Below are 25,571 nucleotides of genomic sequence, written 5' to 3'. Positions count from 1 at the left end.
CCCATGACAAGTACCACCGTCGCCGAATTTGCGGCCGAGCTGAACAAACCCACTTCCGTCCTGCTGGAGCAACTCACAGCGGCCGGGGTGCCCAAGACCTCCGGGACCGATGCGGTCACCGAATCCGACAAGCAGTCGCTGCTCGGCCATCTGAAGGCCAGCCACGGCACGGTCGGTGGTGAGCGCAAGAAGATCACCCTTGTCAAGAAATCGACCTCTGAAATCAAGCAGGCCGATGCGACCGGGCGCGCCCGCACCATCCAGGTGGAAGTGCGGAAGAAGCGCACCTTCATCAAGCGCGACGACGATGTCGCCGTGCCGGAAGCCGCAGCCGAAACTGCACCGGCGGTGGACACCGAGGAATTGGCCCGACGCGAGGAAGACGCGCGCCGCCAGGCCGAGCTGCTGCGCCGCCAGGAAGAAGAACTGACGCAAAAGCGCCAGGCCCGTGAAGCCGAAGAGGCCCGCCAGGCCAAGGCCGAACAGGAGCGCCAGGCGGCCGAGGCAGCGGAAGCTGCGGCCCGTGCCGCTGCAGAAGCCGCCGCACCGAGCGCGGCGGAGGAAGCCGCTGCCGCCAAAGCCGACAAGGACGCCAAGGCGAAAGCCAGCGCCCTTGAGCGTGAGTCTGCTGCGCGCGTGATTGCCGACAAGAATGCAGAAGCCAAGAAGGCCGAAGAGGCACGCGCCCAGGACCTGCTGGAGCGTCGCCGCAAGGCCGAAGCCGAGGCCGCCAACATCCGCGCGATGATGTCCGCCCCCGCCAAGACGCTGGTGGCCAAGAAGCCCGAACCGGCACCGACCGCCGACAAGGCTGGCATCAAGGGCACGCTGCACAAGCCAGCGGGTACGCCCGCCAAGGCCCCGGCCGCTGCGGGCACCCCTGCGGCACCGGGCACTGGCGGTGGTGCAGGCAAGAAGGAGGTCAAGTCCGAGAACCTGTCCTCCACCTGGAAAGACGACGCGGCCAAGAAGAAGGAAATCAAGACGCGCGGCGACACCAGTGCCGGGCGTTCCAACTGGCGCGGAGGCCCGCGTGGCCGCCGCAACGACCGTGATGCGCGCGATGCCGGCCCGAGCAGCTTCGTGGCACCGACCGAGTTCAAGTCCATCGAGGTGCACGTGCCCGAGACCATCACGGTGGCCGAGCTCGCGCACAAGATGAGCCTGAAGTCCTCGGAAGTCATCAAGCAGCTGATGAAGCTGGGCCAGATGGTCACGATCAACCAGCCGCTGGACCAGGACACCGCCATGATCGTGGTGGAAGAACTGGGCCACAAAGCCATCGTTGCTGCGCTGGACGATCCCGAAGCCTTCACCGAGGAAGAAGCCGGTCACCAGAACGCCGAGGCCATGCCTCGCGCGCCGGTGGTCACCGTCATGGGTCACGTCGACCACGGCAAGACCTCGCTGCTGGACTACATCCGGCGCGCCAAGGTGGCCGCGGGCGAGGCTGGCGGTATCACGCAGCACATCGGGGCTTATCACGTGGAAACCCCGCGCGGCATGATCTCCTTCCTCGACACCCCGGGTCACGAGGCGTTCACGGCCATGCGTGCCCGTGGTGCCCAGGCCACCGACATCGTGATCCTGGTCTGTGCGGCCGACGACGGCGTCATGCCCCAGACCAAGGAAGCCATCAAGCACGCGAAGGCGGCGGGTGTGCCCATGGTGGTGGCGCTGACCAAGATCGACAAGCCGGGCATCAACCTCGAAAAGGTGCGCTCCGAGCTGATCGCGGAAGAGGTCGTGCCCGAGGAGTTCGGTGGCGACACGCCGTTCGTGGGCGTCTCGGCCAAGACCGGCGAGGGCGTGGATTCGCTGCTCGAGCACGTGCTGCTGCAGGCCGAAGTGCTGGAACTCAAAGCGCCTGTCGATGCCATGGCCAAGGGTCTCGTGATCGAAGCCCGCCTGGACAAGGGCCGCGGTGCCGTGGCCACGGTGCTCGTGCAGAGCGGCACGCTCAAGACAGGCGATGTGATCCTGGTGGGCCAGACCTCTGGCCGCGTGCGTGCGATGCTGGACGAGAACGGCAAGCCGATCAAGGCGGCCGGCCCGTCGATTCCGGTTGAAATCCAGGGCCTGTCCGAAGTGCCTCAGGCGGGTGACGACTTCATGGTGCTCACCGACGAACGCCGTGCCCGTGAGATCGCGACCTACCGCGCTGGCAAGTTCCGCAACACCAAGCTGGCCAAGCAGCAGGCCGCCAAGCTGGAGAACATGTTCTCCGACATGACGGCGGGCGAGGTCAAGCTGCTGCCGATCATTGTCAAGGCCGACGTGCAGGGTTCGCAGGAAGCGCTGTCCGCCTCACTGCTCAAGCTGTCGACCGAAGAGGTCAAGGTGCAGCTCGTGTTTGCCGGTGTGGGTGGTATCAGCGAGTCCGACGTCAACCTGGCCATCGCTTCCAAGGCGGTGATCATCGGTTTCAATGTGCGCGCCGATGTGGGTGCGCGCAAGCTGGCCGAAGGCAACGATGTCGACCTGCGCTACTACAACATCATCTATGACGCCGTGGACGACCTGAAGGCCGCCATGTCCGGCATGCTCGCTCCCGAAAAGCGCGAGGAAGTCATCGGCTCGGCCGAGATTCGCACCGTGTTCGTGGCCTCCAAGATCGGTACGGTCGCGGGCTGTATGGTCACCTCCGGTCAGGTCACGCGCAACGCGCATTTCCGCCTGCTGCGCGACAACGTGGTGGTGTATACGGGCGAGATCGACTCGCTCAAGCGCCTCAAGGACGACGTGCGCGAGGTCAAGGAAGGCTTCGAGTGCGGTATCAAGCTGAAGAACTACAACGACATCAAGGAAGGCGACCAGCTCGAATTCTTCGAAGTCAAGGAAGTGGCTCGGACGCTGTAATCGACCGGGAATCCTCATGCCCCGCAAGGCTTCATCCACCCCGAACCGCGGTTTCCGCGTGGCCGACCAGATCCAGCGCGATCTGGCCGAGCTGATTGCGCGCGAGCTCAAGGATCCGAGGGTCGGCATGGTCACGCTGAACGCGGTCGAAGTCACACCGGACTACGCACACGCCAAGGTGTTTTTCAGCCTGCTCACCGGCAACCCCGACGAGACCCTGGAAGGTCTCAACGCGGCGGCCGGTTTCCTGCGCAACGGCCTGTTCAAGCGCCTGCACATCCACACGGTGCCGACGCTGCACTTCGTGTTCGACCGCACCACCGAGCGCGCGGCCGACATGAATGCCCTGATTTCCAAGGCCGTCGCTTCGCGTTCCAAGGACGAGGACTGAAGATGCACGCGCCACGCACCAGGGTGCAACGGCGCCCTGTGCATGGGGTGCTGTTGCTCGACAAGCCGCTGGGTCTTTCCAGCAATCAGGCCTTGCAGAAGGCCAAGTGGCTGTTGCGCGCCGAGAAAGCGGGCCACACCGGCACGCTCGATCCTTTGGCCAGTGGCGTCTTGCCGTTGTGCTTCGGTGCCGCCACGAAGTTCAGCCAGCTTCATCTGGACGCAGACAAGACCTACGAAACCACAGTGCGGCTCGGCGTGAAGACGAGCACCGGCGATGCCGAAGGCGATGTGATCCAGTCGCGCCCCGTGGAATGCTCGGTGGGGCAGGTGGTCGAGGTCCTGGACCGGTTCATGGGTCCGATCGAACAGATCCCACCGATGCACAGCGCGCTGAAGAAGGACGGCAAGGCGCTGTACGAATACGCGCGTGACGGTGAGACCGTGGAGCGAGAGCCCCGCCGTGTCGTCATCCACGACCTCGAACTGCTGGACATGCAGTTGCAGGGCGACAGCCCCGAGCTTCGCCTGCGGGTGCGGTGCAGCAAGGGCACCTACATCCGCACGCTGGGCGAGGACATCGGTGATGCCCTGGGCTGCGGTGGTCACCTCACCATGCTGCGCCGGACCGCCACGGGGCCATTCGATGTGTCGCAATGCATCGGCCTGGATGCCCTGGAGGCACTGAGCGCAGAAGAACGCACGGACCCGTTGCTGCCGGTGCAGACGCTGCTCCAGGGTCACGAAGCCGTCACACTGGATGCCGACCATGCCGGGCGTTTCCTGAGCGGCCTGCGCCGACGTGGCGACTGGGCCGACAGCCCACGTGTGGCGGTGTTCGGCCCGCCGCCGGCAGACCACCCGGCCGTTGCGTCCTCCCTGTCTCCCGTGTTGCTGGGCAGCGCCCACACCATGGCCGGCGAACTGATCCCGGGGCGACTGCTGAGCCCCATCGAAATACAGCAAATCCTGGAAACCTCACCGGAACTCTCATCATGAGCAAACAAATCCGCAACATCGCCATCATTGCCCACGTCGACCATGGCAAGACCACCATGGTGGACCAGCTGCTGCGCCAGTCAGGCACTTTTGCCGAGCACGAGAAGGTGGTCGACACCGTGATGGACAACAACGCCATCGAACGCGAACGCGGCATCACCATCCTGGCGAAGAACTGCGCGGTGAGCTGGCAGGGCACGCACATCAACATCGTCGACACCCCGGGCCACGCGGACTTCGGCGGTGAGGTCGAGCGCGCGCTGTCCATGGTGGACAGTGTGGTGCTGCTGATCGATGCGCAGGAAGGCCCAATGCCGCAGACGCGCTTCGTGACGAAGAAGGCGCTGGCCCTGGGCCTGCGCCCCATCCTGGTGGTCAACAAGGTCGACAAGCCCGGTGCGAACCCGGACAAGGTGGTCAATGCCGCTTTCGACCTGTTCGACAAGCTGGGTGCGACGGACGAGCAGCTCGACTTCCCCGTGGTGTACGCCTCGGGCATCAACGGCTGGACCTCGCTGGAAGAGGGCGCTCCAGGCGAGCAATGGGGCCCCGACATGTCGGCCCTCTTCAACACCATCCTCAAGCACGTGCCGGCCAACTCCGGCGATCCGTCGGCACCGCTGCAGCTGCAGATCTCCGCGCTGGATTACTCCAGCTTCGTCGGCCGCATCGGTGTGGGCCGCATCAGCCAGGGCACCATCAAGCCCATGCAGGACGTGCTGGTCATGGAAGGACCTGACGGCAAGACCGTCAAGGGCCGTGTCAACCAGGTGCTGACGTTCCAGGGTCTGGACCGCATGCAGACGCCGCTGGCGGGTCCCGGCGACATCGTGTTGATCAACGGCATCGAGGACATCGGCATAGGCGTGACCGTGACCGATCCGGCCAATCCCTCGCCGCTGCCCATGCTGAAGGTGGACGAGCCCACGCTGACGATGAACTTCTGCGTGAACACCTCGCCGCTGGCGGGCCGCGAAGGCAAGTTCGTGACCAGCCGCCAGATCTGGGACCGCCTGCAGAAGGAACTGCAGCACAACGTGGCCCTGCGCGTGAAGGAAACCGACGAGGACGGCATTTTCGAAGTGGCGGGCCGCGGTGAACTGCACCTGACCATCCTGCTCGAGAACATGCGCCGTGAAGGCTACGAACTCGCCGTGTCCAAGCCCCGTGTGGTGTTCAAGGACGTCGATGGCGAGAAGCACGAGCCGATCGAGCTGGTGACCGCCGATATCGAAGAAGGCCACCAGGGTGGCGTGATGCAGGCACTGGGCGAGCGCAAGGGTGAGCTGGTGAACATGGAGCCCGACGGCCGTGGCCGTGTGCGTCTGGAGTACCGCATTCCTGCGCGTGGCCTGATCGGCTTCACCAACGAGTTCCTGAACCTCACGCGCGGCTCGGGCCTCATCTCCAACATCTTCGACGGCTACGAGCCGCACCGTGGCGACATCGGTGGCCGCAAGAACGGCGTGCTGATCTCCATGGACGATGGTGAGATCTTCACCTATGCGCTGGGCAAGCTCGACGACCGCGGCCGCATGTTCGTCAAGGCGAACGACCCGGTGTACGAAGGCATGATCGTCGGCATCCACAGCCGCGACAACGACCTGGTGGTGAACGCCACCCGCACCAAGCAGCTCACCAACTTCCGCGTGAGCGGCAAGGAAGACGCGATCAAGATCACGCCGCCGATCGACCTCACGCTGGAGTACGGCGTCGAGTTCATCGAGGACGACGAGCTGGTCGAGATCACGCCCAAGAGCGTGCGTCTGCGCAAGCGGCATCTGAAGGAGCATGAGCGCAAGCGCGCCAGCCGCGAAAGCTGATGCTTGTTCACAGGCCGCTGTCCTCCGGGACGCGGCCTTTTTATCGACCCGGTTTATGTCCTTTCGTGCCCTCGGCCGCCTGACACACACCCAGGCCGTCCTCCTGATGGTCGTGGTGACCCTGATGTGGTCCATCGCGGGCGTGGTGTCGCGCCAGCTCGAATCGGCCGCCCGTTTCGAGGTGACCTTCTGGCGCAGCGCGTTCACCACGCTTTCTCTGCTGGTCATCCTGCCGTGGTGGCGCTCCGCTGATCGCGCGGCCGGGCTGATCACGGTCGATCCCCGGCAGGGCGTGATCGAGCGCCACTGGGGCGTGCTGCCGCGTTCGCGGGCATTCTGGATCTCCGGCGTGTGCTGGAGCGTGATGTTCACCGCCTTCATGCTGGCACTGACGTTCACCACGGTGGCCAACGTGCTGATCATCATGTCGGTGGGCCCGCTCTTCACCGCGCTGGTGGCTCGTGTTGCCATCGGCCAGCAACTCGCATTGCGCACGTGGCTGGCCATCGTGGCCGCCGGTGCCGGCATCGTCTACATGTACGGCAGCCAGTTCCTGCAGGCTTTCAGTGACCCCGCGCTGCAGACGGGTGGGCTGGTGGTGGGCTCGCTCGTGGCGTTGTGCGTACCGGTGGCCGCTGCCGTCAACTGGACTGTGGTGCAACGCGGTCAGACCCATGGCGAAAAGATCGATCTCGTGCCGTCCGTGCTGCTCGGTGGCATTCTCTCCTCGCTTGCGACCCTGCCCCTCGCGTTGCCTTTCGACGCCACCGGGGCGGACATTGCCTGGCTCGCGCTGCTGGGCCTGGTGCAACTGGCCATTCCCTGCGCGCTGGCCGTGGTCTGTGCCCGTTCGCTGAAAGCGCCGGAAGTGTCTCTCCTCGCACTGCTCGAAGTGATTTTTGGCATCCTGCTGGCCTGGCTGGGTGCCGGAGAGCGGCCGGGTGCCGAGGTGTTGACCGGTGGCTCGGTCGTGATTGGCGCCCTGGTGCTCAATGAGTTGCTGGGCTGGCATTCACGCACTGGCACGCCCCGCATACAGACCGTGGACAAGCAAGCACAATGACCGACTGAAACGGAACAACACCATGACCTCCATCGCATCGGAAACCCATGTCATTGCCGAACTACGAGGGCGCGTGGGGTGCATCACGCTGAACCGGCCCAAGGCGCTCAACGCGCTGTCGCTGGACATGATCCGCAGCCTCACGCAGACGCTGCAAGCCTGGAAAGACGATGATTCGGTGCTTGCCGTGGCGATCCGTGGCGTCAACAAGGAGGGACCGTTCGGGTCGTTCTGCGCGGGCGGGGACATTCGCTTCTTCCACCAGGCCGCACTGGCGGGGGACGAGGCGCTGGAAGCCTTCTTCACAGAGGAGTACGCGCTCAACCACCTCATCCACACCTATCCCAAACCGTACATCGCATTGATGGATGGGATCGTGATGGGGGGCGGCATGGGCATCAGCCAGGGGGCCAGTCTGCGCATCATCACCGAGCGCAGTAAGCTGGCCATGCCCGAAACCAACATCGGCCTTTTCCCCGACGTGGGGGGTGGCTACTTCCTGAGCCGTTGTGCGGGCCGCCTGGGCGAATACCTGGCGCTCACCGGCCGGGTGCTGGTGGGCCGCGAAGCCATCACGGCAGGTCTCGCCGATGGCTTCATCGACTCCTCCCGGTTGCCTGGTCTCTGGAATTCACTGGAGCGCACGCCGTTCGAGAACGGTGCCTCGGTCGAGCGCTGGTGCGCAAGCCACCTCAACACCGTGGCGCCGCCGGCACCCTGGCCGTCGAAAGAGGTCGACCGCATCTTCGGCCTGCCCGATGTGCCGCAGATCATGACCGCGCTGGCCGCCACCGACAGCGACTGGGCACGCGAAACCGCCGCCACGCTGCGTCAGCGCTCGCCGCTGATGCTGCATGTGGTGCTGGAGCAGATCCGGCGCGCGCGCGTCATGGGCCTGGCCGAAGACCTGCGCATGGAGCGCGACATGGTGCACCGCTGCTTCCATCTGTGCCCTGGCGCTGACAGCGAAACGGTTGAGGGCATCCGTGCCCTGGCGGTCGACAAGGACCATGCGCCGCGCTGGAATCCGGCGCGCATCGAAGACGTGATACCGGCCCAGGTGGCGGCTTTCTTTGAAAGCCCCTGGGCGGCCGATGCACATCCGTTGCGGCACCTCGGCTGACGTCAGCTACAGCTGCTGGTACACAGTCTCGGCCAGAGACAGGAGTGCGTCCCGGCTCAACGGGCCACTCAGCGCATAGCCGAAACCCTGGTCAACCCAATAGAAACCCGGCACGGGGCCGCCTTCCGTGAAGCGGAAGGCGGTTTCCTGTCCGGCCCCTGTCGGATCGCTGGGGGCCAGGGCGCCGAGGTACAGGGTGATGCGAACGCCCTGGGCGTTCTGGAACATGAATTGCGCGCGCGCGCCGGCATCGCCGGGCAAAAGGCGACCACCGACCAGCTCATAGCCCAACGGGTCCAGGCGCGGCACCTTGAGGGACTTGCCGGTGCGCCGCGAGAGCCACTGCACAAGGTGGTCCTGCTCTCCGGCACCCACTTCCACGGGGTGACGCTTCTCCGGTGAATAGACGGCGTGCGCCACGGCGGCATCGCGGGCGAAGGCGGGCAGGGTGGCCAACGGAGCTCCTTGAAGCACCCGGCCTGCAGGCCACTCCTGGTTCGACAAGCGGCCCACGCCAAAAGCCAGGACGATGCCTGCCGCGATTCCCCCCCAGCGCCACCAGTTCGACACGCGGGCTTTCGCATCGCCGACGCGGTCCGCGGCTTCCTGCAAGGGATGCGGTACCGGTTCCTGCAGCACGCCGGCGTGCAGCTGCCGGATGGCATTGCGCTGGCGCTGCCACTGCGCCAGGCGCTCGCGGCCGTTCGCGTCGCCAAGCAGTCGCTGTTGCAGGGCATCCCGTTCGGCACCGTGTACCTCGCCGTCAATCAGGCGGTTGATCTCGGCATCGGTCAGGGGTTGGGCGGCGGGGGTGTCCATGTTCTTGCGGGCGGGCCTATTTCATCCGCCTCAGGTGGGTGGGGGCATCGGCATCGGGCAGCACGCTGTGCGTCGATGCGTTCAGGAGCGCCTGCAGTCGCGTCCGGGCGCGTGAAAGCCTGGACATGACGGTGCCGATCGGGCAGCCCGTGATGCGGGCCACCTGTTCGTAGCTCATGTCCTCCAGGCTCACGAGCAACAGCACCACGCGCTGCTCCTCGGGCAGGCGCAGCAGGCAACGTTGCAGGTCCAAGACCAGGTCCTGGGCGCTGTCGGGCGCGACAAGTTCCGCGACCACGTCGTCCGGGTACACCACCACGCCGCGGCCTTCGCGGCGCTGTGCCTGGCGAAGGCCGCTGGCATACAGGTTGTGCATGAGAGTGAACAACCAGGCCCGCAGGTCCGTCCCTGCCGTCCAGAGCCGCCACTTGGCGCAGGCCCGCTCCAGTGTGTCCTGCACGAGGTCATCGGCGGCCCAGGGATCGCCCGTCAACGCACGCGCGTAGCGGCGCAAACCGGGAATCTGGTCGATCAGCTCGGATCGCTTCATCGTGGAGCGCAGTTGGACCTGGAATGCGGGATCGTTCAGGGCCTGGCGACGCGCCAGACGTTGTTGAAGCCGTCACCCGTCTTGTCGCCGGGCTTGGTGTCCTTGGCCCAGTAGTACAGCGGCTTGCCTCTCAGCGCCCACTGCTTCTGTCCGTCGTCGCGCGTGATGACCGTGTAGTCGCCGCCATCCTTGTCGCCACCTGAGGCCATCAACGGCGGCCAGTTGGTGGCGCAGGGGCCATTGCAGACCGACTTGCCGCTGCCCGCCACATCGCGGTCAAAGGTGTAAAGGGTCATGCGGTTGGGGCCGACCAGCACACCTTCGCTGGCCATGGCCGGCGTGGGTGAGGACGACATCGAGGCGCATCCACCGAGCAAGGCTCCAGCCAGCGTGACGGCGATCGGGAATTTCATCATGGCGTTCTCCATTGGGGTTGAGGGCAGAAGGGTTCTGCATCGGAATGAACGCCAGCGCGCACGGGTTTATTCCCGTGGCGCGGAAAATTTCTTCAGCGGCTGCGCGACTTCATCGCGCGCTCGACTTCCCGCTTGCCCTCGCGGTCCTTGATCGTGTCGCGCTTGTCGTGCTCGGCCTTGCCCCTGCCCAGCGCGATCTCGCATTTCACCTTGCCGGTCTTCCAGTGCAGGTTGAGCGGCACGAGGGCATAACCCTTCTGCTCCACCTTGCCGACCAGGCGGCGGATCTGCTCCTTGTGCAGCAGCAGCTTCTTGGTGCGCACGGCGTCAGGACTGACGTGGCTGGAAGCGGTGTGCAGCGGGTTGATCTGGCATCCGATGAGGAACATCTCTCCCTCCCGGATCACCACATAGCCGTCCGTGAGCTGCACCTTGCCTTCGCGCAGTGCCTTGACTTCCCATCCCTCCAGCACCATGCCGGCCTCATACCGTTCTTCGATCGCATAGTTGAAGAGCGCCTTGCGGTTTTCAGCAATGCGGCTGTCGACGCCTTTGGTGGAGGGTGTTTTGTTGCTTGTGGTGGCCATGCAGCGGAAAGTGAGGCCGTTTCAGGCCAATACAATGAACCGGATTGTATGAAAACCATTCACAAGTCCGTTCTGCTATGGCATAGCGCGCCCGAGATGTTCGCGCTGGTGACCGACATCGAGCGCTACCCGCAATTCCTGCCGTGGTGCGACCAGGGCGAAGTGCTGGAACATGATGGCAACGGCATGGTGGCGCGTGTGGGCATGGCCATCAGCGGCCTGCGGCAGAGTTTCACCACCCGCAACACCCATGTGGCCGACCGCCAGGTCCTCATGAAGCTGGTGGACGGGCCATTCTCCAGCCTGGACGGCGTCTGGGAGTTCACCCCTCTGGGGGACGGTGCGCAGCGCGCCTGCAAGGTGGACTTCAAATTGACCTATGGTTTCGCCAGCACGGCGCTGGCCGCGCTGGTCGGCCCGGTGTTCGACAAGATCGCGGGCAGTCTTGTGGACGCCTTTGTCAAGCGTGCCGACCAGGTTTACGGCGCCGACTGAGCCGGCAATGAAGATCACCCTGATGCATGCGCCTGCGCCACGCGAGGTGGTGGAGGACGTGCTGGACATCCCCGAAGGGACCACGCTGGGCGAAGCACTGCAGCAGGCGGGCTGGCTGCAGCGCTTTCCCGATATCCAGTCCGGTTCGCTGGCCACGGGCATCTGGGGCCGCAAGGCCGGGTGGGACTGGGTGTTGCGCGAGGGCGACCGCGTGGAGGTGGTGCGCGGCTTGCGTGTGGATCCGAAAGTGGCGCGCCGTGAGCGCTTCAAAGGGCAGGGCGCGCGCGCCACGGGCCTGTTCGCGAAGCGCCGCCCTGGTTCGAAGGCCGGTTACTGAGCCGCCTTCGGCATCGGGCCGCAGTCGCTGCGCACGACGTCGTCCAGACGGCGCGATTCCGCAGCGCGGGCCTTGTCGTCCATCACCTCGCGTTCGCCCTTGGCGTTGGTGGTCGCGAGGCGCACACCCGAGTCCATGGTGGCCTTGGCCTGCCGTGCACGGGCGCAATTGTCGCTGCGGGCCTTGGCGATGCGCTGTTCCTCGGCCTTCCGTTTCGCTTCCTCTGCCTGTTCAGCCTGCTTCTTCCGGGCCTCGAGTTCCTTGTCACCGGCAGGCAGCTGGGGTGCGCCGGTGGAGGTTGCTGGCGCCTGGGCCGTGGCTTCGCCTTCTGCCGGCGTTGACGGTGCAGCCGCCGCTGGTGGCAGCATCGGTGCGCCACCGCCGCCTGGGCGTTTGACGATGCTCTTGTCTGGCACGCTGGCCGGCGGAGCGGTGTCGCTGAACACCTTGCGGCCACCTTCCATCCATACCCATTGTGCAGACGCCAGCGAGCACGCCAGGAGCAGGAAACCCGCAGCGACAGGGGTGCGCCAGGACGTGAGCAGAGCGGTTTTTTGAGGCATTTCGCGAGTTTAGCGGCGGGTTCTCAAGGGCACGTAGGCATCTGCAGGCTTCTCGTCCACAAGCTGCCGGAGCGGTAGCTTTTCGCCCCTGAGCGGTATGTGGATGGAACAGCAGGTGCGGGTTTGCCCCGAGACCGCCCGGCTACAATCGACGCTTTTGGAGCTTTACCCATGCGCCTCCTCGGCAAAGCGCTCACCTTCGACGACGTGTTGCTGGTGCCAGCGTACTCCCAGGTCCTGCCCAAGGACACTTCGCTTGCCACCCAGTTCTCCCGAAACATCCAGTTGAATCTGCCCCTGGTCTCGGCGGCCATGGACACCGTCACCGAGGCCCGACTGGCCATCGCGATCGCCCAGGAAGGCGGCATCGGCATCGTCCACAAGAACCTCACGCCGCAGGAACAGGCAGCGCATGTGGCCAAGGTCAAGCGCTACGAATCCGGTGTCCTGCGCGACCCGGTCGTCATCTCCTCCCAGACCACCATCCGCCAGGTCATGAAGCTCTCGGACGAGCTCGGCGTTTCCGGTTTCCCCGTCGTCGACGGCGGCAAGGTGGTCGGCATCGTCACGGGGCGCGATCTGCGCTTCGAGACCCGTTACGACCTGCCGGTGAGCGAGATCATGACGCCGCGCGAGCGCCTGGTCACCGTGCCGGAAGGCACCACGCCGGCGGAAGCCAAGGCGCTGCTTAACAAGCACAAGCTGGAACGCCTGCTGCTCGTGAACGACGCCTTCGAGCTCAAGGGCCTGATCACGGTGAAGGACATCACCAAGCAGCTCAACTTCCCGAACGCAGCGCGCGATGCCGCAGGCCGGCTGCGCGTGGGCGCTGCGGTGGGCGTGGGCGACGGCACCGAGGAGCGGGTGGAAGCGTTGGTCAAGGCTGGTGTGGACGCCATCGTGGTGGACACGGCTCATGGTCACAGCAAGGGCGTGATCGACCGCGTGCGCTGGGTCAAGCAGAACTATCCGCAGATCGACGTGATCGGCGGCAACATCGCCACCGGCGGCGCCGCGCTGGCGCTGGTGGAAGCCGGTGCGGACGCGGTCAAGGTCGGCATCGGCCCGGGCTCGATCTGCACCACGCGTATCGTGGCCGGTGTGGGCGTGCCGCAGATCATGGCGATCGACAGCGTGGCCACCGCCTTGAAGGGCACGGGCGTGCCCATGATTGCCGATGGTGGCATCCGCTACAGCGGCGATATTGCCAAGGCGATTGCGGCGGGGGCCAACACCGTGATGATGGGCGGCATGTTCGCTGGCACCGAAGAAGCACCGGGTGAGATCGTGCTGTACCAGGGCCGCAGCTACAAGAGCTACCGCGGCATGGGCTCCATTGGCGCGATGCAGCAGGGCAGCGCCGATCGCTACTTCCAGGAGAGCAGCACCGGCAATCCAAACGCCGACAAGCTCGTGCCCGAAGGCATTGAAGGCCGGGTGCCTTACAAGGGTTCGGTGGTCTCGATCATCTTCCAGATGGCCGGCGGCCTGCGTGCGGCCATGGGCTACTGCGGCTGCCCTGGCATCGAGCACATGCGCGAAAACGCCGAGTTCGTGGAGATCACGGCCGCCGGCATTCGCGAGAGCCATGTGCACGACGTGCAGATCACCAAGGAAGCGCCGAACTACCGCGCCGATTGATTGCCGCTCACGGCCTGAAACAACGCCCCTCCCGAGGGGCGTTTTTCATGGTCAGAGCATGAGGCTCACATGGGCCGATACCACGCGCCAGCCCTCGGGCATGCGCACCCAGGTCTGGCTCTGGCGGCCAATGCGTTCGCTGCCTTCGCGACGGAACTCGATGTTGGCCACTGCCATGTCGCTCCCGAAGGTGGTGACCTGCCGCGCCGTGACCGTGCGCATGAGGTTCGCGGCTGGCCGGCCCTGGCGGAAGGCCTGGATGGCGTCAAAGCCGTAGAGGTTTTCGCCAGCCCCGTAGCGCAGCGTCAGCGGCGACCGCCAGAACAGTTCGTCGAGCACCACCACATCGTTGGTGACCAGCGCCTGTTCGTAGGCGTCAAACACGGCGTTGACTTCGGCGAGCACATCGGGGCGGTTGATATCGGTGGGAGAAGACATAAGGCTTTCGAAGGGTGGTGTCACTTGCCGCCCCAGTGGACGAAGCGGCGTTCTGCGATCAGGAAAATCAGGTTCATGGCGTAGCCCAGGGCACCGGCAGCAAAAATGGCGGCGTACATCTCGGGCATGTCGAACACCATCTGGGCGTTCATCACGCGCTGCCCCAGGCCATCGGTGGAGCCGATGAACATTTCGGCCACGATGACGATCACCAGCGCCAGCGACACCCCCGAGCGCATGCCGACGAAGACCTGCGGCATCGATTCCAGCAGAGTGACGTCGGTCAGCACACGCCAGCGCGGTGCGCGCATCACGCGGGCGGCGAGCTGGCGTTGCTTGCGCGCGCCCATCACGCCGTAGGCCACATTGAACAGGATCACGAGGGCGGCGCCAAAGGCGGCCACGGCGATCTTGGTCTGTTCACCGGCACCGAAGATGACCAGGAACAGCGGGAACATGGCGGAGGCGGGCGTGGAGCGGAAGAAGTCGATGGCGAACTCGATGGATTCGTACAGGCGCTGCGAGGCGCCAAGCACGATGCCCAGCGGCACCGCCACCACCAGCGCAATGGCAAACGAGCTGAGCGTGCGCACGATGGTCTTGCCAAAGTCGGCACCCAGCGTGCCCTGCGTCATGCCGTTCCAGAACGCTCCGGCGGCCTCCGCGGGCGAGGGCAACAGCACAGGGTCAACCGCGCCGGCGGCGTGGATGAGCGCCCAGCCTGCAATGAGGATGACCGCGCCCAGCAGCGGGCGCAGGCGGTAGAGCCAGACGGGGAGTTTCATGCGCGCACCTCACGCTGGAAGACTTCGAGTGCCCGGGTCTTGGTCTGCACAAATGCGGGGGTGACGGTGGTGTCGGCGCTGCGCGGGCGAGGCGCGTCAAACACCAGCCGTTCGGCCACGCGTGTGGGACGTTTGGTGAGCAGCAGCACTTCGTCGGCCAGCAGCACGGCCTCGTCCAGATCGTGCGAGACCAGCAGTGTGGTCACCGAGCGTTCCTTGAGCACCTTCTGCAGCGTGCCGCGCAGGAACATGACCATCTCGTAGTCCAGCGCCGAGAAGGGCTCGTCCAGAAACAGCACCTCGGGTTCAACCACCAGCGCCCGCATGATGGAGACCAGCTGCTGCTGGCCGCCCGACATCTGGTAAGGGTAACGGTTGAGGTCGAATGACACGTCAAAGCTCTCCACCACCTGGTCGAGCAGGGCCTGCCGCTCGGTTCTGGTGAGGTCGAGAAACTGCAGCGGGTAGCGGATGTTGTCGATGGCGCGCATCCAGGGAAACACGGCCTCGCGGTAGTTCTGGAACACGTAGCCGATGCGCGTTTCCTGTGCCTCTTTGCCTTCGAACAGGATCTGTCCGTTGTCGTACGGCAGGATGCCCGAGATCATGTTGATCAGCGTGCTCTTGCCGCATCCGTTGGGGCCGAACACCGAGGTGATCTTGCCCTTGGGAATGTCCAGGTCGAACTGGTCGTAGACCGTCACCCCGTCGAAGCGCTTGGTGAGGCCGCGCACGGTGATGTGCGTACCGACCGGGTACCAACGGTGCGAGGTGTCGTTGTGCGCCCCGGCCATGGGGGTGGCCGGGGGTGGGGGGAAGGCGTCGTTCGAGGGCATGACTCGCATGGGATGGGGTGTCCGCTTCAGGTGATCAGAAGGCCTTGAGCAGCGCCTTGGCGTCGACCTTGTCCTTGATCACACCGAACTCGACGCCGAGGTCCAGGAATTTCTGGAAGTCGGCTACATCGGCGGGGGAGAGGTCAGCGGCCATGACGATGCGCGGCAGCGGCACGGTGGCGGCCAGTTCGGGCGGCACCTTCATGCCGGCGATCAGGTAACCGCGCGTGCTGCTGTCGGACTGCGCTTCCTTCACGCCGCGCGCCCAGGCGTCGGCAAAGCGCTTGGCCACATCGGGCCGCTCGCTCACAAATTTGTCGGCCAGCACGGCACCGGCGGCAAAGGCGCTGGCATTTTTGTTGCCCAGCAGGTGGGTGGCGATCACGCCCGTTTCCACCCGCTTGCCCACCTTCTGGGCGACCATGATCGTGGCAGCCGGCTCCAGCGTGTAGCCACCGTCAAACGTACCGGCCTGCAGCACGCTGGCATGCATGTTGATGGGCTGCTCCTGGATGGTGAAGTCGGTGCCCTCGACCAGCCCAAGCTTCTTGAGCACGGCGCGCGCTGCGCCGATGTTGGCCGGCCCCGGGGCCGAGAACAGCTTGATACCGCCCTTGAAATCCTTGAGCGACTTGGCCGGGAGATTGGCCTTGACGACGAACTGCTCGATCACGTGAGCGCTGTTCTGGCCGTTGAGCGAGAGGTACTTGAGCGTCTTGGCGCGGCGCGACTCCATGTTGGCGCCTTCTAGCGTCACGAGGTTGACCGCACCATCGATGTTGCCGGCCACGATGGCCTGCACCGTGAGCGGGTGGCTGGTCATGGGCACCTCTTCCACTTCAAGCCCGGCGGCCTTGAAGAAGCCACGGTTCTGCGCAATGTAGAACGGCAGCGCCGCGCTGGACGGGAACACGCCCACGCGCACGCGGTCGGCGGCCTGGGCGTGCGGCAGCAGCGCGGCGCACAGGGTCAGGGTGGCCAGGGCTTTGGCGGCGAGGGAAAGGAAGTCAGCGCGTTGCATGGCGGGTTTCTCCGTGAAGTGACAAAAGGGTCTGCCGGGGGTAGAGCGGCGGTTGAAAGAACGGGTGGCCGGCGCGGTAGATGCGGCCCTCGGACATGTCGGGAGGCGCCCCGGCTTCGGCCGCCCCCTCGAAGGTGAGCTCGAGCTGCACGCCGCTGGGGTCGTAAACGAACAGCTGCCACAGCGTGGTGCCGGGCACCAGAAACTCGCGCCACGCCAGGCCGGCCGCAGCAAACCGCGCGCGGTAGGCGTGGTAGCCCACGCAGGCGAGCGAGAGGTGGTCGATCGCGGCGCTGCCGCTGGGTACGTGGTCCAGCCCGGCCAGCGCCGGGCCTCCGGCATACACGTGCACGATGGCCTGGCCTCCGGGCTGCGGGCAGGCCAGCCAGGCGCCGGGGTAGCCGAAGTCGGGCCGCGCCACCTCGCGCAGCCCGATCACGCCACACCAGAAGGCGCGCGTGAGGGCGAGGTCGCTGGTCTTGATGGCCAAATGGAACAGGCCCAGCGTGAAGGCGCCGTCGCTGGTGCCGGGTGGCGTGTGGGGGCTCATGTCTTCTCGCCGAGTGCGACGTCGCGGAACAGCCGCGTAAGGTCGTCGATGAAAGGGTCTTCGGTTTTCCAGCGCGCGCCGGCCACTGGGTCGGCGCCTTGCAGCATGGTGTCGGTGGCGCGCACCGAGAGTTCCATGGCGAAGCGGATGCGTTCGCGGCGAGCCAGGTCAATCGCGTCCAGCCAGTCGCGCACGCCGTGCCGGCCCGCACGCATGGCGGCCTCGATGAGGAGCGCGGCGCAGCTCGCGTCTTCCATTGCCTGCGTGGCGCCCTGGCCCAGCGTGGGTGCCATGCCGTGGGCGCTGTCACCCAGGTAGAGCACCTGGCGCACGGGTTCGACAAAGCGGACGTCGGACTCCTGCATGCGTGCCCAGTGCGCGTGCTCGGTCTGCTCGCACATGGCGTTCACCAGCCAGCGCACCGCAGGCGAGGCCTCGCGGCCTTCGGGCAGGAAGGCGCGGCGCATGCCCTCGGGTGTCTTCCAGTCGTCTGGGATGGCCGCGCCGGGTTCAATCGGGTAGGTTCCGGCGATGTAGATGTGGTCGGGCGGCACGCGAAACGCGAGCAGGCGGTGGTGGCGGTTGAACCACTGCTCGTAGTCGTCCACCAGGCCTTGGCTGCGGTCCTGCACCAGCACGCGCAAGATGGCCACGCCCACATGCCGCGCCTCGGGCAGGCCGGAGAAGGCCGCGCGGGTGGCCGAGTAGCGGCCGTCGGTGCCGATCAGCAGGTCGATGCCGTCGATGGTGTGGGCTTGGCCGTTTTCGGTCCAGGCCACGCGGGTGCGGTGGGGGTCGGTCGGGGAGGCGCCAATGGACGTGACCTCGCAGCCGTAGCGGATGGCCGGGCTCGCGCCGCTGCGCAGGATGCGGTAGAGCTCGGACCAGCGAATGCGGATGCCCGCGTTGTCGGCCACGCGCGCCAGCGGCAGGTCAAAGAGCACGGTGCCATCGGCCAGCGAGGTGCGCCATTGCGTCCAGGGCAGGCTCTGGCGGATGACTTCGTCGGCCAGCGTCGGGTCGCAGGCACGCAGGGCCTTGATGGCGTTGGGGCCGACGTTCAGGCCGGTGCCGGCTTCGCTGTGGTCGTCGGGCGCCACGCGCTCCAGGCAAGTGACCGCCACGCCGGGCAGCGCCGCCAGGCGCCGGACGAGGATGGAACCGGCCACGCCGGCGCCGACGATGACGATTTTTTTCAGGGGGGACATGGTCAGGCTTTTCTCCAGATAAGCAGAATCAGGGCCACAGCGGCCATTCGTTGGCGGAGCCGCCGCTTTGCTCCCACTGCAGGCCCAGGGCGAGGAGCAGCGCGTCGCCGCCGGCCGGGGCCACCAGCTGCACGCCAACCGGCAGGTGCCCGGCGCGCCCGGCGGGTAGGGCCATTGCGGGCAGGCCAGTGGCATTGACGAAGGCGGTGAACACGGCGTGGCCGCGCCCGTCCACCGGCTGGGCGTCGATCACGGGCGGGTGGCTCTCGTCGGCGGGCCAAGGCAGAGCAGCCGAGCAGGGTGTGAGCACGAGGTCGTGCGCGCTGAAGACCTTCTCCAGTGCCCGTTCGAGGCGGCGCACCACGGCCTGGGCTTCAAACAGATCGGTGGCGCGCCAGGCCTCGCCGCAGGCCCACATGGCGGCCAGCGCGGGGGAGAGTTCGTCGGCCGCGCGCGGCGCGTCGCGCAGCACGTGGGCCAGGCCCGTGGTGCTGATGACGGGCCAGGCCTGCTGGTTGAAGGCCTGGATGTCGGCCGGCGCCTCGGTCACTTCCACCGTGTGACCGAGTTCGCACAGCTGTTGCGCGGCGGCGTCGCAGCGCGCCAGCACGTCGGCGTCCACCGGCGAGCCGGCGATGTGGCGCCAGTAGGCAATGCGCAAGGGCTGGGACGCGGCCTCGGCTGCGCGCCATGCGCCGGGCACGGTGCCGCCGATCACGGCCATGGCCAGCGGCAGATCGCGCGCATGGCGGGCCATGGGGCCAATGACTTCCAGGCCGGGCAGCACCTCGGGCAGGCCTTGCTCGCGGGGCACCACGTTCCAGCCGGGTTTGAAGCCATACAGGCCGGTGTGACCAGCCGGGCGGCGGATCGAGCCGCCACCGTCGGTGCCCAGCGCCAGCACGCCCACGCCCGCCGCCAGCGCGGCCACGGCGCCACCGCTGGAGCCGCCGGGTGTGAGTGCGGCGTCCCAGGGGTTGCGCGTCACGCCGGTGAGCGGGCTGTCGGTGTAGCCCTGCAAGGTGAATTCGGGCACCGCTGTCTTGCCCAGAAACACCGCGCCCGCCGCGCGCAGCCGTGCCACGGGCGATTCGTCCACGGCGGGCCGGTGGTCTTGCCAGAGCCGGCTGCCCCAGCGGCAAGGCAGGCCAGCCAGCTGGATGTTGTCTTTCACGGTCATGGGCACGCCGTCCAGCGCCGACAGCGGGCGGCCCTGGCGCCAGCGTTCGGTGCTGGCGGTGGCCGCGTGGCGTGCGCCGTCGGCATCGACGCACGCCATGGCGTTGATGAGTGGTTGCACCATGTTGAGGCGCTCCAGGTGGGCATCGAGCACAGCCAGCGGTGTAAGTGCACCAGTGCGGTACGCCGCGCCCAGCGCGCAGGCATCGAGCTGCCACAACGGTGCGCGCGTGTCGGTGCTCATGCCGCCTCCGCGATCACGGCCACCAGGCCGCCACCCTCAGGCCCCTGGTGCTCGGCACCACCCGACACAAAAATGCGGCCATCGCCCAGCACACCCGCCACCAGACCGCCCACAGCCGCGCGGATGTGGCGCTGGGCGTTGATGTCGGTGTCGTCCAGCATGGTCACGCGCGTGCCGCGCACTTGGCCCCGGCGGTCGGGCTCGCACTTCACCAGCGCGGCGGCCACGCGGTGGCGATCTGCATTGTCCAGCTGGGGGTCGGCGCGCAGGCCCAGCCGGGCGAGCACGCGGGTGACGGCCGGCAAGTCCAGCGCGTCGGCCATGGGCTCGCAAGCCATGCGCAGCGGGCCGCGCCAGTGCGCGCTGTGGCCCAGCAGCACGATTTCATTGGCCTGCACTTCCACCCCGGTGGACACGCCGGCGCGTGCGCACCAGAGATCAAAGCGCGTGAGCAGCCCGGCTTCCAGCGCCGGGTCGTCGGCCATTTCGCCCAGCGCCAGTGCCACCCCGAAGGCGCCCGCCGCGCGAGACAGGGCCATGGAGCGGTTCGGGTCGTCGCTGACCACTTGCTGGCCGGCGGCCCGTGCGGCGGCCGCCCGAGCGGCGGTCACGCAGGGGCCTTTAACCTGCACGAAGCACACATCGGCCGGGTTGTCGATGCCGGCGTCGGCCATGGCGCTGCGCACGGCGTCGGCCACCGCGTGCACCTGCGCCCAGCGCCCGATGTCCGCCGCCGGCGTGGGCGGGCTGAAGGCGCGGCCCATGGCCAGCGCCGGGCAAGCAGGCGCATCCGCGCTGGCGGCGCTTCGCACGAATACGCTGTAGTGGGGCGAGAGCACGCCTTCGGTGCCGCCCGAGAGCACGCAGGGCAGTTCGAGCAGCAGATCGGCCGGATCGCGGCCCATGCGCGCGCCGAGCAGGTGCATGAGGCTCTGGGTGAAGTAGCCCCGGGTGAAGTCGTTTACACCACCGTTGCCCTCGGTCTTGCCGATGACCGCCACCACCTCGTCGGCCCGCACACGCCCCGTATCCAGCAAGGCGGCCAGGGCCGACAAGTCGCCGGGGTGGGACATCGGCAGGCGGAAGACCTGGAGCTGGCGAAGGGGTGTCGAGCGGTGCATGCAGCGCAGTATCTGGAACACCAGTGCTGCGCGGAAGCTCAATGTTTCGCTCAGGGCGAGCGAGAAATGTGTGCAGTTGGGCCGCAGCCAACGGCCTCAGGGCGTGATTTCGGCCAGGCGCCCCACCAGCAATTCCACGAAAGACAGCGTGGCGCTGGGCAGGCGGCGGCCCTCGCGCACCGCCAGCACCAGCTCGCTGCGGCCGAGCGCGGCATCCACCAGCGGGATCGACACCAGCTCGCCGCGGCGCTTTTCCTGCAGCGTGCCGATCTCGAACTGGAAACTGATCGCCCCCGTCTGCCGCGTGAATTCCTTGAGCAACTGCACCGTGCTGGCTTCGATCATGGGGCGCATGGCGATGCGCGAGCGCGCCATGACCGCGTCGAGCAGGCGGCGGCTGCCAAACGAATGATCGCCCAGGGCCACGGCGTAGGGCTGGCATTCGGCCAGGCGCAGGCTGGTGCGCCCGGCCAGGGGGTGGTCTGGGCGCACCATCGCGCACAGCGGCTGGTGCAGGCGGCTGATGACCTGCAGGTCATCGCTCGGGGCGGGGTCGTGCACCAGCACCAGCTCCACTTCATCCTGGCCGAGCAGCTGCACCAGGTGGTGCGTCACACCAGAGACGACCTGAAATTGCACACCCGGGTGCTGCGCCTGGTGTTGCGCCACGGCGCTGGGGATCAGGTCGGTGGCCACCGATTCGGCGCAGCCCAGGCGCACGGTGCCACGCACCAGGCCGCGCAACTGCTCGATCTGCGACTGCGCCGACCGCAGATCGGAGAGCGAGCGGCGCACCGTGTGCACCAACACCTCGCCCGCCGCCGTCAGGCGCACGCCGCGCGGCAGGCGCTCAAACAGGGGCGTGCCGGCCTGTTCTTCGAGCTCCAGGATCATGCGGTTGAGCGCGGTGGACGCCACGTGCAGTTTCTCCGCCGCCTTGCGAATGGAGCCAGCGCGGGCCACGGCGTCGAGGTAGATGTAGGCGCGGGGCGGGTGGAGCATGGTGGGCTGGGATGGCGGGTGTTACAAAATCTGGACCCAAAGTATTGGGACCCAAAATGGCGGAATCTGGCACAATCCCTGGTTTTCCGGCGCCACCCATTGACCATGCTGTCTGTCCCCATCCACCAGGCCAAAGGCCAGCTGTCCGAGCTAATTCGCGCGGCCGAGCAGGGTGAGCAGGTCGTGCTCACGCGGCACGGCAAGCCGGTGGTGCGGCTGGCGGCCGAGGTGGCCCACGTGGATCAAGCCGAACGCGAACGCGTGGCCGCCCAGGCACTCACCGAACTGCGCGCGTTTCGCGCCGCCTGGTCGACCGAGGAGCCCCGATGAGGCCTTGGGTGATCGACGCTTCGGTGGCCCTGGCCTGGCTGATCCCCGAGCAGCATAGCGAGCGCACCGACTACCACTACAGCCAGGCGCGCAGCCGTGCCGGCATCTACCACGCGCCCAGCCTGTGGCACTGGCAACTGGGCGAAGCCCTGCTGCTGGCCTGCCGCGGCGGCCGCCTGCCCCGCGCCCACTACGAGCGCGGTCTGGAGCTGGTGGCGCAGGCGCAGGTCGACATCGACCCCCCTTTGAGCCTGCACCGTCGCAGCCAGGTGCTGCGGCTGGCCGAGTCCCACCACATCAGCTATTTCGACGCCACTTACCTGGAGCTCGTCGTGCGCTTCAACGGCACGCTGGTCTCGCGCCAAGCCGATCTGCTGCAAGCCGCCAAGGCCTGCGGCATCGCCACCGAGCCCTTTTGAAAACCCCGGAAAACCACCATGCAGCACCAGAAGATCCTCATCCTCGATTTCGGCTCCCAGGTTACTCAGCTCATTGCACGCCGTGTGCGCGAAGCCCACGTGTACTGCGAAGTGCACCCCTGTGACGTGAGCGACGAATGGGTGCGCGAGTTTGCCGCCGACGGCCAGCTCAAGGGAGTGATTCTTTCGGGCAGCCACGCCAGCGTGTATGAAGTGGACGACAAGGCCCCCGACGCGGTGTACGAGCTGGGCATTCCCGTGCTGGGTATCTGCTACGGCATGCAGACCATGGCGCAGCAACTGGGCGGCAAGGTGGAGGGTTCCCACACGCGCGAGTTCGGCTACGCCGAGGTGCGTGCGCGTGGCCACACTGCGCTGCTCAAGAACATTGCCGACTTCACCACCCCGGAAGGCCACGGCATGCTCAAGGTGTGGATGAGCCACGGTGACAAGGTGACCGAGCTGCCTCCGGGCTTCAAGCTCATGGCCAGCACCGATTCCTGCCCCATCGCCGGCATGGCCGACGAGAGCCGCCGCTTCTACGCCGTGCAGTTCCACCCCGAGGTCACGCACACCGTGCAAGGCCGCGCGCTGCTGGAGCGTTTTGTGCTCGAGATCTGCGGCACCACGCCCGACTGGGTGATGCGCGACCACATCGCGGAAGCGGTGGAGAAGATTCGTGAGCAGGTGGGCGATGAAGAGGTGATCCTTGGCCTGTCGGGCGGCGTTGACTCGTCCGTGGCGGCCGCGCTGATCCACCGTGCGATCGGCGACCAGCTCACCTGTGTCTTTGTCGACCATGGCCTGCTGCGCCTGAACGAGGGCGACATGGTGATGGACATGTTCGTCGGCAAGCTGCACGCCAAGGTGATCCGCGTGGACGCGTCAGACCAGTTCCTCGGCCACCTCGCCGGCGTGAGCGATCCGGAAGCCAAACGCAAGATCATCGGCCGCGAGTTCGTCGAGGTCTTCAAGGCCGAAGCGGCCAAACTGACCGCAAGTGGGGCATCAACCAAAGGCGCCAAGTGGTTGGCACAAGGCACGATCTACCCCGACGTGATCGAGTCCGGTGGTGCCAAGAGCAAGAAAGCGGTGACGATCAAGAGCCACCACAACGTGGGAGGTCTCCCCGAGCAACTGGGCTTGAAGCTGCTCGAGCCCCTGCGCGATCTGTTCAAGGACGAGGTGCGCGAACTGGGTGTGGCGCTTGGCTTGCCGCACGACATGGTCTATCGCCACCCCTTCCCCGGCCCGGGCCTGGGTGTGCGGATCCTGGGTGAAGTGAAGAAGGCGTACGCCGACCTGCTGCGCCGTGCCGATGCCATCTTCATCGAGGAGCTGCGCTCCACGGTCGACCCGCACAGCGGCAAGACCTGGTACGAACTCACCAGCCAGGCGTTCACCGTGTTCTTGCCGGTCAAGAGCGTGGGCGTGATGGGCGACGGCCGCACCTACGACTACGTGGTCGCGCTGCGCGCGGTGCAGACCAGCGATTTCATGACCGCCGACTGGGCAGAGCTGCCGTACAGCCTGCTCAAGAAGGTGTCCGGCCGCATCATCAACGAGGTGCGGGGCATCAACCGGGTGACCTACGACGTGAGCTCCAAGCCGCCAGCGACGATCGAGTGGGAGTGATATCCCGGGCCTTCCAGCCCATGACGTGACCGCCCTGGCTGCCGGCTTTCGTCCGGGTCAACCCTGAGTCAGACCGCTGGGCGTTCATCGGTTGCCCCTCCTGTTTGCGACTATCCTCCTGCCGTCCCGCTACGGGGAGTCGAGGTCGTCAATGGAATTGCGCCAACTCAAGTACTTTCTGTGCATTGCCGACAGCGGCAGCCTGTCGCGGGCCTCGGAGAAACTGCACATCGCCCAGTCGGCGCTCAGCCGGCAGATCATGGAACTGGAGGCCGACCTCGAGGCCCGGTTGATGGTGCGAGGCCGCAGCGGCGTGTCACTCACGCCGGAAGGCGAGGTGCTCTATGACTATGCACTGGGCATCACCAAGCAGGTGGCCAACCTGCGCGCCGCCGTGCGCAGTTCCAGTGATGTGGTGACCGGCGCCATCGTGCTCGCGCTTCCGCAGACCATCACCACCGTGCTGGCCCTGCCATTGATGCGGGCGGCGGCCGCCACCTTCCCCGGTATCGCGTTTCGCCTCAATGAGGAGTTGTCCGGCAACGTGATGGACCAGATGCACCGCGGCCTGATCGATCTGACGATTCTGTGCGACAGCGGGACGGAGCAGAACCTGCGTTTCACGCCCCTGGTGGACGAAGAGTTCGTGCTGCTTCGGGCGCCGCACGCCACGGATGCCCCGTCCACCGACGATGTGTCGCTGGTGGCCGCCTGCTCGCGGCCGATGATCATGCCGAGCACCGAAAACGGCCACACCACGCGCTGGGTGATCGAGGCGGCGCTGCAGGCCGCAGGACTGCCTTCGCTGAACGTGGTCGCGGAGATGAACTCGATCCACCTGATCAAGAGCGCGGTCGAAGCCGGGCTGGGCTTCTCGGTCATGCCGCTGGCGCTCGCCGAGCGCGAGGTGAACGATGGGCGGCTGATCGCACACCGTATCGACGGAGGCCGGATGCGCCGCAGGCTGAGCATCTGCGAGCCCCTGAACTTCAGCGAGTCCAAGGCGCGCCAGGCGATCTGCGACATGATCCGGCACACGGCGCGGGAGATGTGTGAGAAGAACCGGTGGCCTGGAGCCCATTGCCTGAGCCTGGAAAGCCCCATGCACTGAGGCAGGAGCAAGGCGCCGCAAGGCCCT

The 25,571-nt window shown here is 66.5% G+C and carries 27 protein-coding genes; 13 read left to right on the top strand and 14 right to left on the bottom strand.

The window, feature by feature from the left end; all coding sequences use genetic code 11:
• Positions 1–3 precede the first annotated feature (3 nt).
• From infB to J2X09_RS16830, 6 genes are read left to right on the top strand one after another with little or no spacing between them, the layout of a single operon-like run.
• Positions 4–2,859 carry a translation initiation factor IF-2 gene (gene infB / locus J2X09_RS16855; protein WP_204731127.1) on the top strand — a complete coding sequence of 952 codons (2,856 nt, stop codon included), beginning with the start codon at positions 4–6 and terminating at the stop codon, positions 2,857–2,859.
• Positions 2,860–2,875: 16 nt separating this feature from the next.
• On the top strand, positions 2,876–3,250 hold the full coding sequence (gene rbfA, locus J2X09_RS16850; protein ID WP_204731128.1) for a 30S ribosome-binding factor RbfA: 375 nt from the start codon (positions 2,876–2,878) through the stop codon (positions 3,248–3,250).
• 2 nt (positions 3,251–3,252) lie between these two features.
• Positions 3,253–4,248 carry a tRNA pseudouridine(55) synthase TruB gene (gene truB / locus J2X09_RS16845; protein WP_204731129.1) on the top strand — a complete coding sequence of 332 codons (996 nt, stop codon included), beginning with the start codon at positions 3,253–3,255 and terminating at the stop codon, positions 4,246–4,248.
• Positions 4,245–6,071 (top strand): translational GTPase TypA, encoded by a 1,827-nt coding sequence (gene typA / locus J2X09_RS16840; protein WP_204731130.1) that lies wholly within the window; start codon positions 4,245–4,247, stop codon positions 6,069–6,071. Before truB ends, typA begins: the two co-directional genes overlap by 4 nt.
• A 55-nt stretch (positions 6,072–6,126) precedes the next feature.
• A complete protein-coding gene (locus J2X09_RS16835; RefSeq protein ID WP_310308827.1) occupies positions 6,127–7,134 on the top strand; it encodes a DMT family transporter in 1,008 nt (335 codons plus the stop codon).
• 22 nt (positions 7,135–7,156) lie between these two features.
• Positions 7,157–8,257, top strand: a complete 1,101-nt coding sequence (locus J2X09_RS16830; RefSeq protein WP_204731131.1) for an enoyl-CoA hydratase/isomerase family protein — start codon at positions 7,157–7,159, stop codon at positions 8,255–8,257.
• Between the two features lie 6 nt (positions 8,258–8,263).
• Here the strand turns inward: J2X09_RS16830 and J2X09_RS16825 are convergent, their stop codons facing one another.
• The 4 genes from J2X09_RS16825 to smpB all read right to left on the bottom strand — a co-directional run bounded on the left by J2X09_RS16825 (position 8,264) and on the right by smpB (position 10,629).
• Positions 8,264–9,076, bottom strand: coding sequence for an anti-sigma factor family protein (locus J2X09_RS16825; RefSeq protein WP_204731132.1), 813 nt, complete (start codon positions 9,074–9,076; stop codon positions 8,264–8,266).
• Positions 9,077–9,092: 16 nt separating this feature from the next.
• A complete protein-coding gene (locus J2X09_RS16820; protein WP_204731133.1) occupies positions 9,093–9,626 on the bottom strand; it encodes a sigma-70 family RNA polymerase sigma factor in 534 nt (177 codons plus the stop codon).
• Between the two features lie 35 nt (positions 9,627–9,661).
• Positions 9,662–10,039 carry a COG4315 family predicted lipoprotein gene (locus J2X09_RS16815; RefSeq protein WP_374726514.1) on the bottom strand — a complete coding sequence of 126 codons (378 nt, stop codon included), beginning with the start codon at positions 10,037–10,039 and terminating at the stop codon, positions 9,662–9,664.
• Positions 10,040–10,134: 95 nt separating this feature from the next.
• Positions 10,135–10,629 carry an SsrA-binding protein SmpB gene (gene smpB, locus J2X09_RS16810; RefSeq protein WP_204731135.1) on the bottom strand — a complete coding sequence of 165 codons (495 nt, stop codon included), beginning with the start codon at positions 10,627–10,629 and terminating at the stop codon, positions 10,135–10,137.
• A gap of 48 nt (positions 10,630–10,677) precedes the next feature.
• Here smpB and J2X09_RS16805 point away from each other — a divergent pair, with 48 nt between their 5' ends.
• Both J2X09_RS16805 and J2X09_RS16800 read left to right on the top strand, forming a co-directional pair.
• Positions 10,678–11,124, top strand: a complete 447-nt coding sequence (locus J2X09_RS16805) for a type II toxin-antitoxin system RatA family toxin (RefSeq protein WP_204731136.1) — start codon at positions 10,678–10,680, stop codon at positions 11,122–11,124.
• A gap of 7 nt (positions 11,125–11,131) precedes the next feature.
• Positions 11,132–11,461 (top strand): RnfH family protein, encoded by a 330-nt coding sequence (locus J2X09_RS16800; RefSeq protein ID WP_204731137.1) that lies wholly within the window; start codon positions 11,132–11,134, stop codon positions 11,459–11,461.
• Here the strand turns inward: J2X09_RS16800 and J2X09_RS16795 are convergent.
• Complete coding sequence (locus tag J2X09_RS16795) at positions 11,455–12,024, bottom strand: DUF4124 domain-containing protein (protein WP_310308824.1); 570 nt, start codon at positions 12,022–12,024, stop codon at positions 11,455–11,457. The genes J2X09_RS16800 and J2X09_RS16795 overlap by 7 nt on opposite strands.
• Before the next feature lie 171 nt (positions 12,025–12,195).
• On the opposite strand from J2X09_RS16795, the gene guaB reads away from it, so the two are divergent.
• Complete coding sequence (gene guaB, locus J2X09_RS16790) at positions 12,196–13,665, top strand: IMP dehydrogenase (protein ID WP_204731138.1); 1,470 nt, start codon at positions 12,196–12,198, stop codon at positions 13,663–13,665.
• Positions 13,666–13,716: 51 nt separating this feature from the next.
• On the opposite strand, the gene hpxZ is transcribed toward guaB, so the two are convergent.
• The 9 genes from hpxZ to J2X09_RS16745 form a co-directional block, all read right to left on the bottom strand.
• Positions 13,717–14,103, bottom strand: coding sequence for an oxalurate catabolism protein HpxZ (gene hpxZ / locus J2X09_RS16785; protein ID WP_204731139.1), 387 nt, complete (start codon positions 14,101–14,103; stop codon positions 13,717–13,719).
• 20 nt (positions 14,104–14,123) lie between these two features.
• Positions 14,124–14,888 carry an ABC transporter permease gene (locus J2X09_RS16780; protein ID WP_204731140.1) on the bottom strand — a complete coding sequence of 255 codons (765 nt, stop codon included), beginning with the start codon at positions 14,886–14,888 and terminating at the stop codon, positions 14,124–14,126.
• Complete coding sequence (locus J2X09_RS16775) at positions 14,885–15,733, bottom strand: ABC transporter ATP-binding protein (protein ID WP_204731141.1); 849 nt, start codon at positions 15,731–15,733, stop codon at positions 14,885–14,887. Before J2X09_RS16775 ends, J2X09_RS16780 begins: the two co-directional genes overlap by 4 nt.
• A gap of 25 nt (positions 15,734–15,758) precedes the next feature.
• A complete protein-coding gene (locus tag J2X09_RS16770) occupies positions 15,759–16,745 on the bottom strand; it encodes an ABC transporter substrate-binding protein (RefSeq protein ID WP_204731142.1) in 987 nt (328 codons plus the stop codon).
• On the bottom strand, positions 16,732–17,295 hold the full coding sequence (locus tag J2X09_RS16765; protein WP_204731143.1) for a VOC family protein: 564 nt from the start codon (positions 17,293–17,295) through the stop codon (positions 16,732–16,734). The genes J2X09_RS16770 and J2X09_RS16765 overlap by 14 nt, the downstream gene beginning before the upstream one ends.
• Positions 17,292–18,503, bottom strand: a complete 1,212-nt coding sequence (locus tag J2X09_RS16760; protein ID WP_204731144.1) for an FAD-dependent monooxygenase — start codon at positions 18,501–18,503, stop codon at positions 17,292–17,294. The genes J2X09_RS16765 and J2X09_RS16760 overlap by 4 nt, the downstream gene beginning before the upstream one ends.
• Before the next feature lie 28 nt (positions 18,504–18,531).
• Complete coding sequence (locus J2X09_RS16755; RefSeq protein WP_204731145.1) at positions 18,532–19,926, bottom strand: amidase; 1,395 nt, start codon at positions 19,924–19,926, stop codon at positions 18,532–18,534.
• On the bottom strand, positions 19,923–21,047 hold the full coding sequence (atzD, locus tag J2X09_RS16750) for a cyanuric acid amidohydrolase (protein WP_204731906.1): 1,125 nt from the start codon (positions 21,045–21,047) through the stop codon (positions 19,923–19,925). Before atzD ends, J2X09_RS16755 begins: the two co-directional genes overlap by 4 nt.
• 96 nt (positions 21,048–21,143) lie before the next feature.
• Positions 21,144–22,049 (bottom strand): LysR family transcriptional regulator, encoded by a 906-nt coding sequence (locus J2X09_RS16745; protein WP_204731146.1) that lies wholly within the window; start codon positions 22,047–22,049, stop codon positions 21,144–21,146.
• A gap of 105 nt (positions 22,050–22,154) precedes the next feature.
• Between J2X09_RS16745 and J2X09_RS16740 the strand changes: the two genes are divergently transcribed.
• The 4 genes from J2X09_RS16740 (at position 22,155) to J2X09_RS16725 (ending at position 25,544) form a co-directional block, all read left to right on the top strand.
• A complete protein-coding gene (locus J2X09_RS16740; RefSeq protein WP_204731147.1) occupies positions 22,155–22,379 on the top strand; it encodes a type II toxin-antitoxin system Phd/YefM family antitoxin in 225 nt (74 codons plus the stop codon).
• Positions 22,376–22,798: a type II toxin-antitoxin system VapC family toxin gene (locus J2X09_RS16735; RefSeq protein WP_204731148.1), complete on the top strand. Its 423-nt coding sequence runs from the start codon at positions 22,376–22,378 to the stop codon at positions 22,796–22,798. The genes J2X09_RS16740 and J2X09_RS16735 overlap by 4 nt, the downstream gene beginning before the upstream one ends.
• Before the next feature lie 18 nt (positions 22,799–22,816).
• Positions 22,817–24,433: a glutamine-hydrolyzing GMP synthase gene (gene guaA / locus J2X09_RS16730; protein WP_204731149.1), complete on the top strand. Its 1,617-nt coding sequence runs from the start codon at positions 22,817–22,819 to the stop codon at positions 24,431–24,433.
• Between the two features lie 151 nt (positions 24,434–24,584).
• Positions 24,585–25,544, top strand: coding sequence for a LysR family transcriptional regulator (locus tag J2X09_RS16725; protein WP_204731150.1), 960 nt, complete (start codon positions 24,585–24,587; stop codon positions 25,542–25,544).
• The last annotated feature ends 27 nt before the right edge of the window (positions 25,545–25,571 follow it).

The sequence above is a fragment of the Hydrogenophaga laconesensis genome (genome assembly GCF_031457235.1).
GTDB classification, from domain to species: domain Bacteria; phylum Pseudomonadota; class Gammaproteobacteria; order Burkholderiales; family Burkholderiaceae_C; genus Hydrogenophaga; species Hydrogenophaga laconesensis.
The sequence above is the reverse complement of the archived record's forward strand: the minus strand, read 5'-3'. Positions and strand labels throughout refer to the sequence as shown.